This window comes from Streptomyces sp. NPDC026673 (genome assembly GCF_040638135.1).
Taxonomy (GTDB): domain Bacteria; phylum Actinomycetota; class Actinomycetes; order Streptomycetales; family Streptomycetaceae; genus Actinacidiphila.
On the sequence record NZ_JBEZXR010000013.1, the window covers coordinates 48,734 to 64,137 of the forward strand.

Genomic DNA, 15,404 nt, shown 5'->3' on the forward strand with positions numbered 1-15,404 from the left:
GCGGCCAACAGATGACGATGCGTGGAACAATATCCGACGTCACGGCCCTGTCGCCGGCGGCAACGGAGGGCGCTGATCTTGGACGTCGATGGTGACGAGACACCCCGGATTCGCGCGGACTGACGTCATGTCGCGATCCGGTGCAACGCCTACGAGACAGGCTTGAGCTGTTCGAGTTCCCGGAGCAGCCCCCGGTGTCCGGGGCCGCAGACCACTCCGGCGCCTACGCCGAGGACCTCGATCTAGATCCGGCTCCGCTTGCGGGCTTGTCCGACCTTCTGGTGCCGGAAGTCCTCCTTGCCGACATCGACGGCCCCGGTGATGACTTCCACCTTGCCGAGGCGGGCCTGCGCTACGAGCGCATGATCGACCGGATGGTGCAGGGGCTGCCCGTGATACGCGGTGGGCGCACGGTCACCCCGCTGGGGGAGCTACCGCTGAAGCACTGACAGTCCCCGCCGTCCACTCGCTTCCCAAGTCCGGGTGGTCCAGCGGGCCTGATACCGGGACGTTCACCCGGGTTCTCGTCCGTCGGCCCGTTCGGCGAGGGCCGGCGGTCGGACCCTCCTGAACGGCGGTGCCCGAGCACCGCCCTCGCCTTGCGGGACCCGGACGGAGGGCTGAACCTGAAAGGGAGGCATGCCCACCGGCCAGATGGACCCGGCTCAGTCGGCTGCGGGGCCTGGCCACCGCGGCTCGTGCAGGGAGCGGATCCCGATGAGGGTGGCTACCGCCGCCTGTCCGGGCCAGGCCATCCTCGCCGAGTATTCCGATCTGAGCCGACGAAGCGGGTGGAGTTCCCATGCCGGCTGACATGGACGTCGAGGTCCCGCGGCGCCGGGGCCGCATGTCGTCGTCGGTGCCTCGCCGGCCGGTCTTCGCGCGGCGGAGACCAACTGGTCGTCGCTCAGGGGGCACTCACGGAGGTGCGGTTCGTGGCGGTCTACGGGTACCGCGGACGCGTCATCGCCGCGGCGTCCTTCGACGCACGCAGTTGGCTGGGGTTCTGTGAGCAACAGAGCGCGGCCGGCGCCCCCTTCCCGCCGGAGTACCGCACCGTCGACCGTCGTGCCGAATTGCCGCAGCCGATCGACCCGGCCTTCCCGGATCCCCATCTGCCCACCCACGGGGCCACCGTCACGTTGACGGGTCACTCACCGAGCGAACGGCGTGTCCGGTTCGTTCCGTCACATGCCTGACCAACCGCTGTGTGCGGCCCGGAGCCCTCAGGAGACACCATGACGCCCGGCACCATCTCCGCGCAGATCACCGACTACGCCAATCGGGCCGATCCGTACCCGCTCTACGCGGAACTGCGCAAGCAACCGGTCAGGCGGGAGGACGACGGCACCTATCTGGTCAGCACTTACTACGAGGTGCGGAGCCTGGCCAACGATCCGCGGCTGAGCAATGACACGAGCAACCGGCTACCCGGCCACGCTCGCGTCGGGCGACCGGTGGAGTCCGGCCTGCCGCCCAGCTTCATCTTCACCGACCCGCCCGTGCACGACCGGCTGCGCGACACCATCAACCGGCCGTTCGGTCCCCCGCACAGCCCCAGGTTCCTCGACGGCCTGCGCGGAGAGCTGGCCAAGGTGGTGACCGAGCTGCTCGACGCCTTCGACGGCAAGGACCAGGTCGACATCGTCGAGGACTTCGCCTACCCCCTTCCCGTCACCGCCATCTGCAAGGTCCTCGGCGTGCCGCGCGAGGACGAACCACGCTTCCACGTCTGGGCCGACGCCCTGGCATCGTCTCTCGATCCCGGCTCCGGCGACGACGGAGGCGCGGAAAGGGCTCAGCGGGCGCGCCGGGACATCGGCGCTTATCTGACCGATCTCATCGAGACCAAACGCCGCCACCCCGGTCCAGGGATGCTGAGCGCGCTCGCCCCCGAGATGACACCGGCGGACCTGGAGGCCACCGCGGTGCTGCTCCTGGTCGCCGGCCACGAGACCATCGTCAACGCGATCACCAACACGACCCTCACCCTGCTGCGCCACCCCGACGTCCTCCACCGGTTGCAGGAGGAGCCGGTCCTGGCCGCCCGGCTCATCGAGGAAGTGCTGCGGTACGAGCCTCCGGTCCAGTTCGTCCCGTGGACCACCGCCCTGGCCGACATCGACGTCGCCGGCACCACGATTCCCAAGGGTTCGCCGGTCTGGCTCATGCTGGCCGCGGCCAACCGCGATCCCCGGCGGTTCGACGACCCCGACCGGTTCGATCCCGACCGCAAGGACAACGAGCACCTCGGCTTCTACACCGGCATCCACTACTGCTTCGGCGCCCCTCTCGCCCGCATCGAACTCCACGTGGCCGTGCCCGAACTCTTCCGCCGTGTCACGTTCTCCCGGCTGCTCGAGGATCCGCCGCCGTACCGCGCCAACGCGGTGCTGCGCGGCCCGCGCCATCTTCCCGTGGCCATCGAGGGCCTGGCGGCTTGAGCACCGCTGACGCAGGGCCGTCGGCTGAACAGCATGCCGGGGCGGCATCAGTGCCCTGAAGGATGGTGACTTCCGCTCGTAGGGCACCTTCACCCGCTGCGGTGGGTACGGCGCCCGCGGCGCCCGCGGCGCCCGCGACGGCTTCGACGGTCCGTGCCGTGTAGCCCTGTGCCGACAGGACATCCCGTGCCGCGTCGGGGATCTTTGAAGCAGACCGCAGCCCACCGGCCACCGAATCGCAGGCGAAGACGGGTGCATGAATAAAACGATACGTATCGTTTCGCTTCTCGGTCGATACCTGCTACCGTCGTCCCCAGAGACAAAACGATACGTATCGTTTTGCTTGGTTCTCTCGCGAAGGAGTGCGCGTCATGAAGGGCTACACCGTCCCCCTCTCGCCCCGCGGCATCGCGAACCTGGCGCCGGCCCCGCCATGGCACTACGCGGGCACCGTGGTCGCCGTGGAGTTCTTCACCGATCCCGAGGCGGCAGCGGCGACCCTGCCCGAGGGCCTGACCCCCGACCCGGACTCCGCCGGCCGCGGCGTCGCGATGTTCATCGACTGGCAGTACTCCTCCGCCAACCTGGAGTACCTCGACCCCGCGCGCTCCCAGTACCGCGAGTTCTTCATCACCCTGGACGCCCACCACGACGACACCCCCGTCTCCTGGTGCCCCTACATCTACGTCGACAACGACTCCGCCATGGCCCGCGGCTGGGTCCAGGGCTTCCCCAAGAAGCTCGGCGCCGTCCACCAGACCCGCGCCTACTCCGTCGGCGGCCCCGGTACCCCCGTCCTCGGCCCCGGCGGACAGTTCGCCGCCACCGCTTCCTCCGCAGGACAGCGCATCGCCGAAGCCGCCATCACCCTCCAGCAGCCCGTCCCCGACCCCACCGCGCTCATGAGCCGCCCCCTGATCAATCTCCGCCACTTCCCCAACCTGACGGCCGGACAACACGACAAGCCCGCCGTCCACGAACTCGTCATGGCGGTCCTGGACAACCCCGCCATCAGCGACGCCTGGGCCGGCACCGGCGAACTCGCCTTCCTCCCCGCCCACGGCGAGGAACTCGCCGACCTCCCCGTCCGGCGCACCGGCAAGGGCTTCCACTTCGACCTCGCCTACACCGTCACCGACCTCACCACCCTCACCCGTTAGCCTCCGCCCCCACCCGACGACCCCGGCACGCCCCTTGCGTCGAGGGGCATGCCCGCAGCCCACACTTCGGGAGCTGACGTGCCCATCTACACCTGCACCACTGCTCAGGGGGCGCTGGGAGTCGCGACGAAGGGGGAACTGGCCGGAGAGACCACCCGGATCCATTCGGAGATCAACCATGTGCCGCCCGCTTACGTCAACGTGGTCTTCACCGAACTGCCCCGGGACAGCGTCTATGTCGGCGGAGAACCCGGAACGCCGTTGCTGATCACTGGATGGGCCCGGCGAGGTCACCCGCAGGAGGAGACCACCCGCCTGGCGTTGGAGCTGTCGGCGGCCGCCTCCCGCGTCACCGGGATACCCGAGCGCAGCGTTCTGGTGGTGATCCAGGACAGCCCCGCGCGGTCCGCGGTCGAAGGGGGTCGTGTCCTGCCGGACCCCGGCCACGGGAAGGAATGGATGAGTCGGCAGGAGGTGTAGTGGCGCACGCTCCGCGAGGCAGTTGTGCCCGCACCTGACGCCTTGCGCCGCCGTGCCCGGTTGGCCCGTCGATCCGGAGGCGGGTTTACTGGCGATGTCGAGGAAAGATGAGGTTGGCCATGCCTCGTGGACACCGACATGCCGAACCGGGTTTCCCGAAGGTGCCTCCGGAAGGGGAAGCGGAGGCTCTCGAGAAGGAACTGTTCAGGGCGGCCCAAACAGGCCTTGAGGTGTACGGTCCGGATCTGCGCGTTCTGCGCTCCAATGCCGCCATCCTCGCCGTGCGGGGTATGCCCGAGGCGCAGGTGGTCGGAACCAGCCTGGATGACCTGGACGCCCGGATCGCACTGTCGCCGATCATGCGTGAGGTTCTGGACACCCATGAAGTCGTCCGGGAACGTACGATCGCCGCTGTCCCGGCCGACGACCCGGGACAGGAGCACCTGTATTCCGTCACCGGTTACCCGCTGCGATGCGACGATCACGTGCCGGGCGCCGTCGCGGCGATGGTCCGCGATGTCACCGAGCAGGTCCGCAAGCAGAGGGCGACGGACCTTATGGCCGTGGCCCGGTCCAGGATCGGCACCACACTCGACGCATCGCGTACCGCCCAGGAACTCGCCGACACGGCGGTCCCGGCGTTCGCCGACGCCGTCGCCGTCGACCTGGCGGAGTCCGTGTTCGACGGCGATGCCCCCATAGGACCCGTCACGGGACACCTCCCGATGCGGCGTGCCGCGTTCGCCTCACACGAGGGGCTGTACGGGGCCTATCCGGTGGGCGGCACCAGCCAGTTCACGTCCCACACGCCGTATACGCGGGCCTTGGCGGACCTGCGGCCGCGGCTGGTCGACCTGGCGACGAAGTCGGGCGCCTGGCTGGTGCACGACCGCATGCGGGCCGAGTTCATCGTCCGGTCCGGGGCGCACTCGATGATCGTGACACCGCTCACCGTGCACGGCCTGGTCCTCGGCTTGGCCGGCTTCTACCGGACCGGCTCGAGCCCCGAGCCTTTCGGCGACGATGATCTGTCGCTGGCGACCGAGCTCGCGTCCTGCGCGGCGGTCTGCATCGACAACGCACGTCGCTTCACCCGCGAGCACGTGGTCGCGACGGCTCTCCAACGCACCCTGCTGCCCCGCGCGACGCCACAGCTGTCCGCTGTGGAAGCCTCCCATTGCTATCGGGTCGGCCGTTACGGCGCCCACTGGTTCGAGGTGCTCCCGCTGTCGAGCTGCCGTGTGGGTCTGATCATCGGATACGTGCCGGGAGAGGACCTGCAGGCATCCGTGGCCATGGCGCGGCTGCGGACGGCGGCCTCCACCCTGGCCGTGATGGACCTGCCGGCGAACGAGCTGCTGGCTCATCTCGACGATGTCGCCCAGCGACTCGCGGGGGAGCAGGAAGCGGACCCGGCCACCCTCCACCGCGCTCGGCCGCCGTTCACCGCGTCCTGCCTGTACTTGACGTACGACCCGGTCACCCTCCGTTGCACGGCCGCGTCCGCCGGGCATGACAGCCCACTCGTCACCAGTCCCGAGGGCGTGGTGGGAACGCTCGGCGTGCCCCGCGGCGCGGCTCTCGGCAAGGGCGAGCCGCACGAGCTCGTCAGCGTGGAGTTGGCACCGGGCAGTCTCCTGTCGCTGTACTCGGACGGCAGCGCCGATCGCCATCCGTCGGAGGCGAGGGACCGCCTCGACCGGCTCCGAGGCGCGGTGGCCCAACCCCTCGAGGCTCCTGACGACATCTGCGACCAGGTGTCGTACCAGGTCCTCCGTGGCAGTACTCCCCAGGACGGTGCGGCGCTGCTGGTGGCCAGAACCCGATCCATCGGCGCCGACAACGTCGCTTCCTGGACTCTTCCAGACCAGGCGGTCTCCGTGCGCGAGGCGCGTCGGGCCGCGCGGGACCGGCTGGCGCAGTGGGGGCTGGAGGAGTACTCGCCGGTCACCGAACTGATCGTCAGCGAACTCGCCACCAATGTGATCGAGCACGCCGAAGGTCCCATCAGGCTCCGCCTGATACGCGACCGGGTGCTGACCGTGGAGGTCGCGGACGACGCCAACACGACGCCGCGTCTGCGTCACGCCCGCCTGCAGGACGAGGACGGCCGCGGCGTGTTCCTCGTCGCCTCCCTCGCCGACCGCTGGGGCATGCGCTATGAGGACGTGGGCAAGACGATCTGGGCCGAGCAGACGCTGACGGCCGCGTGATGACAGCGTCGGGCACCGCCTGCCGATGCGGGGTTCTGATGCCTGCCCGACCCGGCTGACGAGGTCGAGAGCGCGAGCCGGGCCGGTCCGTTCCGGATCGGGCCGTTCCACCCGGGCGGGCTGCTTCCCCTGGCCCTGGAACCGATGAAGCGGCCCTGACCGGCCAACGACTCGTCCAGACGTTCCGGCATGCGGTCGAAGGAGTCGGCGAGGGTTTCGACCTCACCGGGCGGTGCTGCGAGAGCGATGCGCCGGTGCGATGTGCGCCCGGCGACCCGCTCGGCGGTGCGCGTGATGCGGGCCACCACCAGCTCATGGCGGTGGCGGAGAGGCCTGCGCAGGTGACGACCAGCGATCCCCATTTCGGCGAGAGGGATCAACGAAGAATCCGGGCAGGCACTTTTGTGGCAACCGCAGGATCCCACGCCGACTACAAGGTCGTCGGGTGGGGCGTCGGGTGCGGGTTCACGCGGAGGGACCGCCCGCGCGGAGCGCGAAGTGGGAGCCGTTCTCGGTGACGAGCCGGGTGAGGTGTTCGGCGAGGGCGGCGTCGGTGGGGGTGTCGGTCATGAGGCGCCGGTAGAGGATGGTGCCGGCCCAGATGTCCTGGACGAGGTCCGTGTCGAGGTCGTGGGGAAGGTCGCCGCGTTGCATGCCGCGCCGTAGCGCGGTGGCGATGTTCTCGCGCTTGCGGTGGAGGAAGGTCTCGCGGAAACGGGTCATGAGCTCGGGGTGGGGGAGGAGGCCTGCGGCGAGGGCGGGCAGTGAGGCCGCGATGTCCTCGTTGGTGTAGTTGTCGATGGTCATGTCGACGGCGTGCCGCAGTTCGGCGTGGGTGTCGCCGAGGTCGGGGATCTCCTCGGCGCGGAAGATCTCGGCGAGGGCGTCGGCGACGAGGGCTTCCTTGTTCGGCCACCAGCGGTAGATGGTCGACTTGCCGACGCCCGCGGCGGCCGCGACGGCTTCGATGGTCAGTGCCGGGTAGCCCTGCGCCGACAGGACGTCCCGCGCCGCGTCGAGGATCTTCGCAGCGGACCGCGGCCCACCGGTGGGCGGGCCGGAGGAGAATTCCAGTGCCATGCTAGAACGATACGTATCGTTTCGTTTGACGTCAAGAGCATGCCGTCGCGGCATCTGCGGACCGAAGTCAGTGCCCGGGCTCACGTACCCGAAGTGGCCTTCCCGGATACGCATGGCACCCCAACGGGACGTTGACGTTTCGGCCGATCGGCGCGAGCCGGCTGCTCGACGGTTGGGAAACCGCTCGGCATGGTCACCGCGCCGGCATCCCGCATAGGCGCCGCCGGTTCCGCATGGACGTCGAGCGCACCCTGTTCGCGCTGGTCGTCGACCCGGCCATCGCGCCTCCGAGCCGTCCAGTCGGCGGCACAGTTCCGCGGCCCTGGGGCGACGTACCCGGAACCGTATGACGTGCGGCCGGGCGGGCGACGACCCGAGCAGGCCGTCGAAGGGGCAGGCGCAGCGAACGGCAGGCTCCGCCGGTGAACTCTGTGAGGACCGGAGATGTCTGTTACGTGAACGGCTGGTTATGGCGCAGAGACGTCATGGCCACAAAGCGCCATCACTGGGTTGCCATTTCAAACTAACTCTGGCCGATCATCAGCTGACCGTGTTTCGGCTTTCCCGAGGAGTGCCCTTGCCCAGCGTTCCCATACCCAGACCAGGTCCGGTCGCGCTTGTCGCGATCGCCGCGCTGACGGTGGGGGTCCTACCGGCCACCGCCATGACGTCCGCTCACCAGGCCGCCCAACGGCCGTCCGCCATCGCGGTACATCAGCCGACCTCGCGCACCGTCACCCTGATCACCGGTGACAAGGTGACGGTCGCCACTGGTGCCGACGGCAGGGTCACCCGTTCTGTGCAGGGCGCGGACGGCCGACTCACCGGGGCCACGGCCTACAAGGTCGGCAAGGACGTCTATGTGTACCCGGAGTCCGCTCTCCGGTACATCGCCGCGGGGAAGCTGGACCGCGAACTCTTCAACGTCACCCGGCTATTGGCGGACGGTTACGACGACGAGCAGAGCAAGAGCCTGCCCCTCATCGTCACCTACACCGACGCCGCCGCCCGTGCGCGCAAGCAGGCCGTGCCCGCGGGCGCCACCAGGACCCTCACCCTGAGCAGTATTCAGGGCGCGGCGCTGTCGCAGTCGCGGTCGAAGGCCGCCGACTTCTGGTCGTCGCTCACCGGCGACACCGTGGCGGCGAGCGGTCGCAGCGCCGGCGGCAAGCCCCAGCTGCGGAGCGGGATCGCGAAGGTCTGGCTGGACGGCAAGGTCAAGGCCCAACTGTCGGACACCACCGCGCAGATCGGCGCGCCGCAGGTGTGGGCGGGCGGTGACACCGGTCAGGGTGTGGACGTGGCCGTGCTGGACACCGGTGTGGACACGCAGCACCCCGACCTGGTCGACCAGGTGGCCGCGAGCACGAGTTTCGTTCCCGACCAGGACATCCAGGACCACGTCGGCCACGGTACCCACGTCGCCTCGACCATCGCCGGTACCGGGGCCGCATCCGACGGCAAGGAGAAGGGCGTCGCCCCCGGCGCGCGCCTGCACATCGGCAAGGTGCTGGGCAATGACGGCAGCGGCCAGGAGTCCTGGGTGCTGGCGGGCATGGAGTGGGCCGCCCGCGACCAGCACGCCAAGATCATCAGCATGAGCCTGGGCGCCGGACCCACCGACGGCCACGACCCGATGAGCGAGGCCGTCAACCGGCTCAGCGCGGAGACCGGCGCGCTGTTCACCATCGCGGCCGGCAACTCGGGCAAGCACACCGTCTCGACGCCCAGCGTCGCCGACGCCGCGCTCTCCGTCGGAGCGGTGGACGGCTCCGACACCCTCGCCGAGTTCTCCGGTACCGGCCCGCGCCTGGGCGATGCCGGCCTCAAGCCGGAGCTGACCGCACCCGGTGTCGACGTGCTGGCGGCCCGCTCGCAGTACGCCGAGGACGGCAGCGGCTACTACGAGACGCTGAGCGGGACCTCCATGGCCACCCCGCATGTCGCCGGCGCCGCCGCGCTGCTCGCCCAGGCCCACCCGGACTGGACCGGGCAGCAGCTCAAGGACGCGCTGGTCAGCACCACCAAGTCGACGCCCAAGTACACCCCGTACGAGGGCGGCAGCGGCCGTCTCGACGTCGCCGCCGCCGTCAAGGGCACGGTGTTCGCCACCGGCAGTGTGTTCGGCGGCTACCGCGACTCCTCGGCGCCGGCCGGCGACAAGACCGAGAAGGAGGTGACCTACACCAACACCGCGGACACTGCGGTCACCCTCGACCTGGCCGTCCAGGCCCCCGGTGCCCCCGAGGGCGCGTTCTCGCTCTCCGCGCCGAAGGTCACCGTCCCCGCTCACGGCAGCAGCAAGGTCACTCTCACCACGGACTTCGACCGGATGAAGCCCGACACCATGACCTCGGGGCAGATCGTGGCCACCGACGCGTCCGGCGCACTGCTGGCCCACACCGTGATCGGCGCCTACGTGCAGGCCCCGCGCTTCACCCTCACGATCAAGGGCAAGGACCGCAGCGGCCGCCCGATGGGCGGCGAGGTGTTCCTGATGAGCGACAGGGTCACCATGGGCCCGTTGCTCCTGGACGACTCGGGCACCGGCACGGTCGAGGTGCCGGCCGGCAAGTACTTCGTGAACCTGGAGGGCGATGTCCGGGGCGCTCACGGGCCGCACTCCCAGGGCAAGGCGATGCTGAGCGCTCCCGAGGTCGTCGTCGGCAAGGACACCGCGGTGTCCCTGGACGCTTCCAAGGCGAAGCGGGTCTCCGTCCGGACCCCGCAGGAGAGCACCCCAGCCGACACCCGCGTCGACCTGTACCGCGGGTTCGACAACGGGAACTGGATGCTCATGATGCGCTCGCCCGCCAAGAAGTACGACAGCGTCTGGGCCCTGCCCACCAAGCCGGTCACCACGGGCACATTCGACTTCGGCGGCAACTGGCGCCTGACGCAGCCGGCCCTGACAGTCGCGTCCGGCACGCGCACCTTCGACGACATGATCGTCATGCGCGGACGGACCCCGCTCAAGGAGGGAACGCGCCAGTACAAGGCCGTCTACGCCGGCAAGGGCGACGCCCGCGCGTACGTCGGGCTCCATGCCGTGGGCAGGGTCGTGGTGGTCCGGCGCAGCGATGCGGTCGGGCAGGCCGAGCGGGCCAAGTACGCCGCCAAGGCCGGTGCGAGGATGCTGCTGGTCGTCAACGACGGCGACGGTCGCCTGGATCCGTGGGACGCCAACGTCGACAGCCCGTGGGCCGACAACGACCACGCCAACCCGGCTCCGCTGACGGTGGCCTCGCTCACCGCCGACCAGGGCGACGAGTTGATCGCCAAGATCAAGCAGGGCAAGGGCACGGCGCTCAAGGTGACCTCCCACCCGACCACGGACTACCTCTACGACATCAGCCACCACTGGTCCGCGATCCCGGCGGACCCGACCTACCGGCCGCGGAGCGGCGACCTCAACCGGGTGGACGTCTCCTTCCGCAACAACCGGCCCGCGCGGGCCATGGAATACCGTTCCGCCGTGTGGCGCGACTCCTACATGGGCCATCACCAGCCCACCCCCGCCCAGGCCGAGCGCACCGACTGGGTGTCGCGCGACACGGACTGGGCGGAAGCGGCCCAGGTCAACCAGCAGCTGCAGATCAGCAGCGACTCCGTGAAGCGGTACCGGTCCGGCAAGACCTCGCACCTGGAGTACTTCGGGCCGATCCAGCGTCCCCGCTCGAACAGCAGGTATGTGCCGGTGCGCGTGGGCGACCAGGTGCTGGCGATCATCCCGGGCTGGGCCGACTCCGGAGCCGGACACGTCGGCGCGACCCTGAACAACACCGGTGTCCACAACAGCGTGAAGATGTACCAGGTGCTTCCCGACGGCAATCCTCTCCTGCTCAGGGTTTCCGATACGGACACCCTCGGCAGCCCTCGGTACCCCCTGACGCTGGACAGCTCCGAGAAACTGCCGTACCGCCTGGTCTCGGAGAACGCCCGGGCCTTCTGGGAGAACGACTACTCGGTCACGACCAGGACCGAGTGGAACTTCACCTCGGGGCAGCCCGCGGCCGACACCTACGACGTTCTGCCGCTGATCCAGCTCGACTACACGGTCAAGGGCATGAACAAGGCGGGCAGGACGGACCGCCGCGCCGCTGTCACCGTCACTCCCTCGCACCTCGCGGGCGCTCCCCGATCCGACACCATCGGAACGGTCCGCCTCGAGGTCTCCTACGACGACGGCGCCACCTGGAAGCGCGCGGCTCTGACCCGCACCTCGGCGGGCTGGAGCACGCACCTGAACGCGCCCGCCAAGGCGAAGTTCGTGACCCTGCGCACCAGCGCCGCCGACAAGCAGGGCAACACCGTCACGCAGAGGATCAGCCGGGCCTTCGGCCTGAAGTAGGCACCCAGCGGATCAGTTCCGACTGACCGACCCGGGGCGGGACCGCATCCAGCGGTCCCGCCCCTCGCGTGGTGAACACCGAAGGCCCGCGATTCGGCCGACTCCCGAAGTGGGCCGCCGGGCTCTCCGCTGCCGGATGCCACGGGCGCGACGGAGACCGAGCGGGCCACCGGCGCGGCGCTGCGGACTGACACTGGGCGGTACGGGCCGGGTGGCCGTGCGGAGTCGAGCACCGGCACCCCCGGGAAGCACCACCCAGCCGAACGTGTGGCCGCTCAACTCCTCGGCAGCCGGCGGCTGGGGCTACAGCGCCGCCAGCGTCAACCAGTCGCACTTCATCGGCTGCCGCCTGGAGGCCTTCGGCACGGGGGGGGATCACTCAGGGGACGGCCAGGACCGACAACCCCGACGGCATCCACCTGACGGGCTGCAGGTTCGAGAGCTCCCTCATCCAGGGCGGTGCGCATAGGAACACGGACGCGTCCTGCAGGCACGTGTACGCCGCCGACATCTACGCCTTCGCCGGTTCGTTCGCCTCCGGCTGGTCACACATCGCTTGAACAAGGTCGGGCGTCATTGCCCTGGCAGACAAGCGTCCTGGGACTGCGGATCCCAGATGACCAGGCGAAACTCCGCAGCGAGCTCCTCGATCGCTTTGAGCGCCGCGTCGCTCCTGGACGAGAAGCTCAGATTCATGACCACGTGGTCGATGCCGAGCGCCAACGGCGTCGACATCCACGGCGAATCCACGGCGAAGGGCGGGCGATCCGGGAACCGTGAGCACAGCCGCTCGTAGAAGCCGACCACCCGCTCATCCAGCTCACCCTCCTCGTGCTGGCCAGATGTGCACCGCTCGAACATCGCGCACGCCGCCGCGGCGTCAGCCGATTCGTCCATCGCAAGAACCGCCAGATCGAAGCTCACGAGATCATCTTCCACCTGGCTACGTCGAGCCGACCAGCCGGCTAGGAGGGGCGGAGAACGGGATCGATCTCTGCCAGGCTTTCGTGCAGCCGGCGGGCCCCCCGGACAACACGATCGTCGGTATCGCCCGCCATCTCCTCGCAGAGCCGTAGCGCCTCGTCCAGGTCGTCCGAGAAGACGCTGAAGACATCGACGATCGCGGTGTCGATGTAATCGGCGTGGCTGTCGTCGGCGACTGCCAGTGCGGACGCGACGATCGTCAGTCCGGCCCTGTCCTTTCGCCGAAGCAAGCCCTCCGCGGTCCGCCGGGTGACGAAGGTGTTACCAGGATCGAGCACAAGCCCCAGCAGTGGCTCTACGGCTTCCGGCATCTCGGCGAACCGTGCAAGGCTGTCACCGGCATCCGCCCGGTCACGCCAGTCATCGCTTCGCCCGAGTTCGCCAAGCGCCATGACGACCGCACGCCGCAGGTCACTGTCCATGGATCGGCCGCCCCTTCCCGCAATGGCGGTCAAACTATCACCGAGGCGCCCGACCGGATCATCGCCAGGACAGGTCCCAACGGGGCGAGCACTGCCTGATGCGGCACTGGCTGCCGGCGAGCGGCGCGCCGCTCGCCGGCCTTGCGGGCTTCCCGGGGGGTGTCGGCCGAGGCTCGGCGGGCGCCCGCGTACGAAACCATCGCCCACGGCTCCTTGCCGACGCCCACGTACTGCTTGCTCCCGCGCCCCCCTGCGGCGGTGCCACCGGGCGGCGCCGTCGGCGCGGAGCGCAACGTCTTCCCAGCGGCCGTCACACCATCCGCAGGCCGCCGGTTCGGGGATGTCCGGCCAGACGATCGCCCGCGTCGGGTGCACGGTCGAGATGTGCCTGTCGCCGTCTATGCGGACCCGAGGGTACTGGTTCCGGTAGCCGACGGTGAGCGCCTGCGGGGCTCCTGTGGCTGATTTCCGGGCCTCGCCGGGCCGGAACCCCGTGGTGGCGGCGGGCTTACCCCCTGTAGCTCATCGGACGGTCCAGCCACGAAGCGTCACGGCGATCTCCTCAACAGTGACCCGGCCGGCCTCCGCGTCGCGGACCAGACCGGCGGCGTGCTTGGGCGGGTAGTCCAGGCTGTGGCCCTGCAGGGTCAGGAATCCGACGGTGCTGACCCACGCGAACTGCAGGTTCGAGTGCTCCAGGGAGGGCAGCCGGGCCAGGGTGTGAAGGAGCGCGGCCGCCTTGAGGTGGACGGAACCGTACACGTCGCGCTCCATGGCGCTGGCCTGGGCGCGGGCCACCGCGGCGTACAGCGGTCCCAGCTCGTGCACCTGCGGGTCGCCGTCGATCTGCTCGGCGGCGTGCAGCAGGAACGGCACGTCGATGCGGTGGATCACGCGGCGTTCCCGTGACCGGCGTCGGCGCCGTCCAACTCCTCCAGGCGGCGACCTGCGGCCGCAGCGGCGGCGAGCCGTTCGGTGTCGGGCCGGTCGTCGCCGATCTCGGCGAAGGCCTCGCGGGTGTACTCGGAGGCCTGCCGGGCGGCGTCGAGGAAGACCCGCTCAACGGCGGTGGCGCGGTCGTAGGCGGCGGAGAGCACGTAGTCCTGCATGCTCATGTCGGCTGCCTTGGCGGCCGCGGCGATGGCGGCGTACTGGTCGGGGTCGGGGAAGCGCAGGCTCATGGCCTTCTTCTCGGTCTTCTCGGATGCCGTCATGGTGGCAACGGTATCACTGGTATCCAGGGTGGGGGAGAGGAATCCGGCGGGCCGACCCGTTCGGCGCCCCGGCCGCCGCCGGGCCGGCAGCGTTCGCCGGGGGCCGCCCGAGGTTCTGTCCGACCGCGCCCAGCCGGGCAGCTAGCAGCACGTCCTCGTCGACGGACGGGGCATCCCGCTCGCCGTCCGGCTGGCCGGTGGCTACCGGACTTCCGTCGAGACCGGGTCGAGAGAGAAGTTGCATTGGGTCGCGTCGAACTCGCGCACCTTGGCAATGAAGTGGAACGTGTCGCCCGCGCCGACGGTGGCGGGGATCTTCTCGCCGGTCAGTTTCAGGTCGGAGATGGTGGCGTCCTCGTACTTGAAGGCCGGGCCGACCACCGTGTCCGGTCCTTCGTCGCCTGGGCCCAGGAGGAAGTCGGAGCGGGTGTCGGCGTCACCGTAGGACGCCATGTTCACGATCGAGCCGTCGAACGCGACCGTCCGTCCCTTGTACCTGGTCGCGAAGTCCTGGTTCGCCTTGTCGCAGGAGTCCGGCGTCTTCAGCAGCGCCGCGAACTCCGGGTTGTTCTGAGGCGTGATCACCTCGGTGGCCGCCGACTTGGCCGCGGTCGGAGCCGGCGCAGCGGAAGGCTTCCGGCTCGCAGCGGCCGTCGACTTGTGCGACTCGTCCTTCTTCTCGCCTTCGCCGCTGAGCGCGGAGGCGGTACCGATGACGATGGCCAGGATCACCAGGACAGCGGTCGCCGCGCCGATCAGGAGCCACGGCTGCGGCTTCTTCGGCCGACGGAAGCCGAGGGTGGAACGAAGCGTGCCCTGGGCCTGCTCCACCAGCTCCCAGCCGTCCTTCTGCATCTTCGAGATCACCAAGCCGTCGGTGCCACGAACCGTCCGCACGGTCTTGTACTCGTACGTGATCTCGTCGGCCATGCTGCTCCACGCCCCCCGAATGAGCTGTTCATACCAACTGCCCCGCGATCATAGGGGACTCCGGGAGGAACGGGGCATCGCCGACATCACCCTCCGCCCCGGGCCCGTGGTGCGCCTGCCGCCGTC

Annotated in this window: 13 protein-coding genes; 7 read left to right on the forward strand and 6 right to left on the reverse strand. The window is 69.7% G+C overall.

What is annotated here, in order from left to right; translation table 11 throughout:
* Window positions 1–266: 266 nt before the first annotated feature.
* The 6 genes from AB0F62_RS12680 (at window position 267) to AB0F62_RS12705 (ending at window position 6,297) form a co-directional block, all read left to right on the forward strand.
* A complete protein-coding gene (locus AB0F62_RS12680) occupies window positions 267–449 on the forward strand; it encodes a hypothetical protein (protein ID WP_361796226.1) in 183 nt (60 codons plus the stop codon).
* 486 nt (window positions 450–935) lie between these two features.
* Window positions 936–1,199 carry a hypothetical protein gene (locus AB0F62_RS12685; RefSeq protein WP_361796229.1) on the forward strand — a complete coding sequence of 88 codons (264 nt, stop codon included), beginning with the start codon at window positions 936–938 and terminating at the stop codon, window positions 1,197–1,199.
* Between the two features lie 39 nt (window positions 1,200–1,238).
* Entirely contained in the window at window positions 1,239–2,444 is a 1,206-nt protein-coding gene (locus tag AB0F62_RS12690; RefSeq protein ID WP_361796232.1) for a cytochrome P450, read from the forward strand.
* A 371-nt stretch (window positions 2,445–2,815) separates the two neighbouring features.
* A complete protein-coding gene (locus AB0F62_RS12695) occupies window positions 2,816–3,604 on the forward strand; it encodes an acetoacetate decarboxylase family protein (protein WP_361796235.1) in 789 nt (262 codons plus the stop codon).
* Window positions 3,605–3,682: 78 nt separating this feature from the next.
* Window positions 3,683–4,084 (forward strand): tautomerase family protein, encoded by a 402-nt coding sequence (locus tag AB0F62_RS12700; RefSeq protein ID WP_361796238.1) that lies wholly within the window; start codon window positions 3,683–3,685, stop codon window positions 4,082–4,084.
* 119 nt (window positions 4,085–4,203) lie between these two features.
* On the forward strand, window positions 4,204–6,297 hold the full coding sequence (locus AB0F62_RS12705) for a SpoIIE family protein phosphatase (RefSeq protein ID WP_361796241.1): 2,094 nt from the start codon (window positions 4,204–4,206) through the stop codon (window positions 6,295–6,297).
* Between the two features lie 465 nt (window positions 6,298–6,762).
* Here the strand turns inward: AB0F62_RS12705 and AB0F62_RS12710 are convergent, their stop codons facing one another.
* Entirely contained in the window at window positions 6,763–7,377 is a 615-nt protein-coding gene (locus AB0F62_RS12710) for a TetR/AcrR family transcriptional regulator (protein WP_361796244.1), read from the reverse strand.
* Window positions 7,378–8,041: 664 nt separating this feature from the next.
* Here AB0F62_RS12710 and AB0F62_RS12715 point away from each other — a divergent pair.
* Entirely contained in the window at window positions 8,042–11,728 is a 3,687-nt protein-coding gene (locus tag AB0F62_RS12715; protein WP_361796247.1) for a S8 family serine peptidase, read from the forward strand.
* Between the two features lie 573 nt (window positions 11,729–12,301).
* Here AB0F62_RS12715 and AB0F62_RS12720 read toward each other — a convergent pair.
* The 5 genes from AB0F62_RS12720 to AB0F62_RS12740 all read right to left on the reverse strand — a co-directional run bounded on the left by AB0F62_RS12720 (window position 12,302) and on the right by AB0F62_RS12740 (window position 15,278).
* Complete coding sequence (locus AB0F62_RS12720; protein WP_361796250.1) at window positions 12,302–12,652, reverse strand: hypothetical protein; 351 nt, start codon at window positions 12,650–12,652, stop codon at window positions 12,302–12,304.
* A gap of 41 nt (window positions 12,653–12,693) precedes the next feature.
* A complete protein-coding gene (locus tag AB0F62_RS12725) occupies window positions 12,694–13,134 on the reverse strand; it encodes a hypothetical protein (protein WP_361796253.1) in 441 nt (146 codons plus the stop codon).
* Window positions 13,135–13,656: 522 nt separating this feature from the next.
* Window positions 13,657–14,028: a fic family toxin-antitoxin system, toxin component gene (locus AB0F62_RS12730; protein WP_361796256.1), complete on the reverse strand. Its 372-nt coding sequence runs from the start codon at window positions 14,026–14,028 to the stop codon at window positions 13,657–13,659.
* Complete coding sequence (locus AB0F62_RS12735) at window positions 14,025–14,348, reverse strand: hypothetical protein (RefSeq protein ID WP_361796259.1); 324 nt, start codon at window positions 14,346–14,348, stop codon at window positions 14,025–14,027. The genes AB0F62_RS12730 and AB0F62_RS12735 overlap by 4 nt, the downstream gene beginning before the upstream one ends.
* 201 nt (window positions 14,349–14,549) lie before the next feature.
* Window positions 14,550–15,278, reverse strand: coding sequence for a DUF4839 domain-containing protein (locus tag AB0F62_RS12740; protein WP_361796262.1), 729 nt, complete (start codon window positions 15,276–15,278; stop codon window positions 14,550–14,552).
* Between the last annotated feature and the right edge of the window lie 126 nt (window positions 15,279–15,404).

Coding starts and splice junctions, on each gene's coding strand:
- AB0F62_RS12740 (WP_361796262.1), bottom strand. CDS start 15,278: ATGGCCGACGAGATCACGTACGAGTACAAGACCGTGCGGACGGTTCGT.
- AB0F62_RS12705 (WP_361796241.1), top strand. CDS start 4,204: ATGCCTCGTGGACACCGACATGCCGAACCGGGTTTCCCGAAGGTGCCT.
- AB0F62_RS12710 (WP_361796244.1), bottom strand. CDS start 7,377: ATGGCACTGGAATTCTCCTCCGGCCCGCCCACCGGTGGGCCGCGGTCC.
- AB0F62_RS12695 (WP_361796235.1), top strand. CDS start 2,816: ATGAAGGGCTACACCGTCCCCCTCTCGCCCCGCGGCATCGCGAACCTG.
- AB0F62_RS12735 (WP_361796259.1), bottom strand. CDS start 14,348: ATGACGGCATCCGAGAAGACCGAGAAGAAGGCCATGAGCCTGCGCTTC.
- AB0F62_RS12715 (WP_361796247.1), top strand. CDS start 8,042: ATGACGTCCGCTCACCAGGCCGCCCAACGGCCGTCCGCCATCGCGGTA.
- AB0F62_RS12725 (WP_361796253.1), bottom strand. CDS start 13,134: ATGGACAGTGACCTGCGGCGTGCGGTCGTCATGGCGCTTGGCGAACTC.
- AB0F62_RS12690 (WP_361796232.1), top strand. CDS start 1,239: ATGACGCCCGGCACCATCTCCGCGCAGATCACCGACTACGCCAATCGG.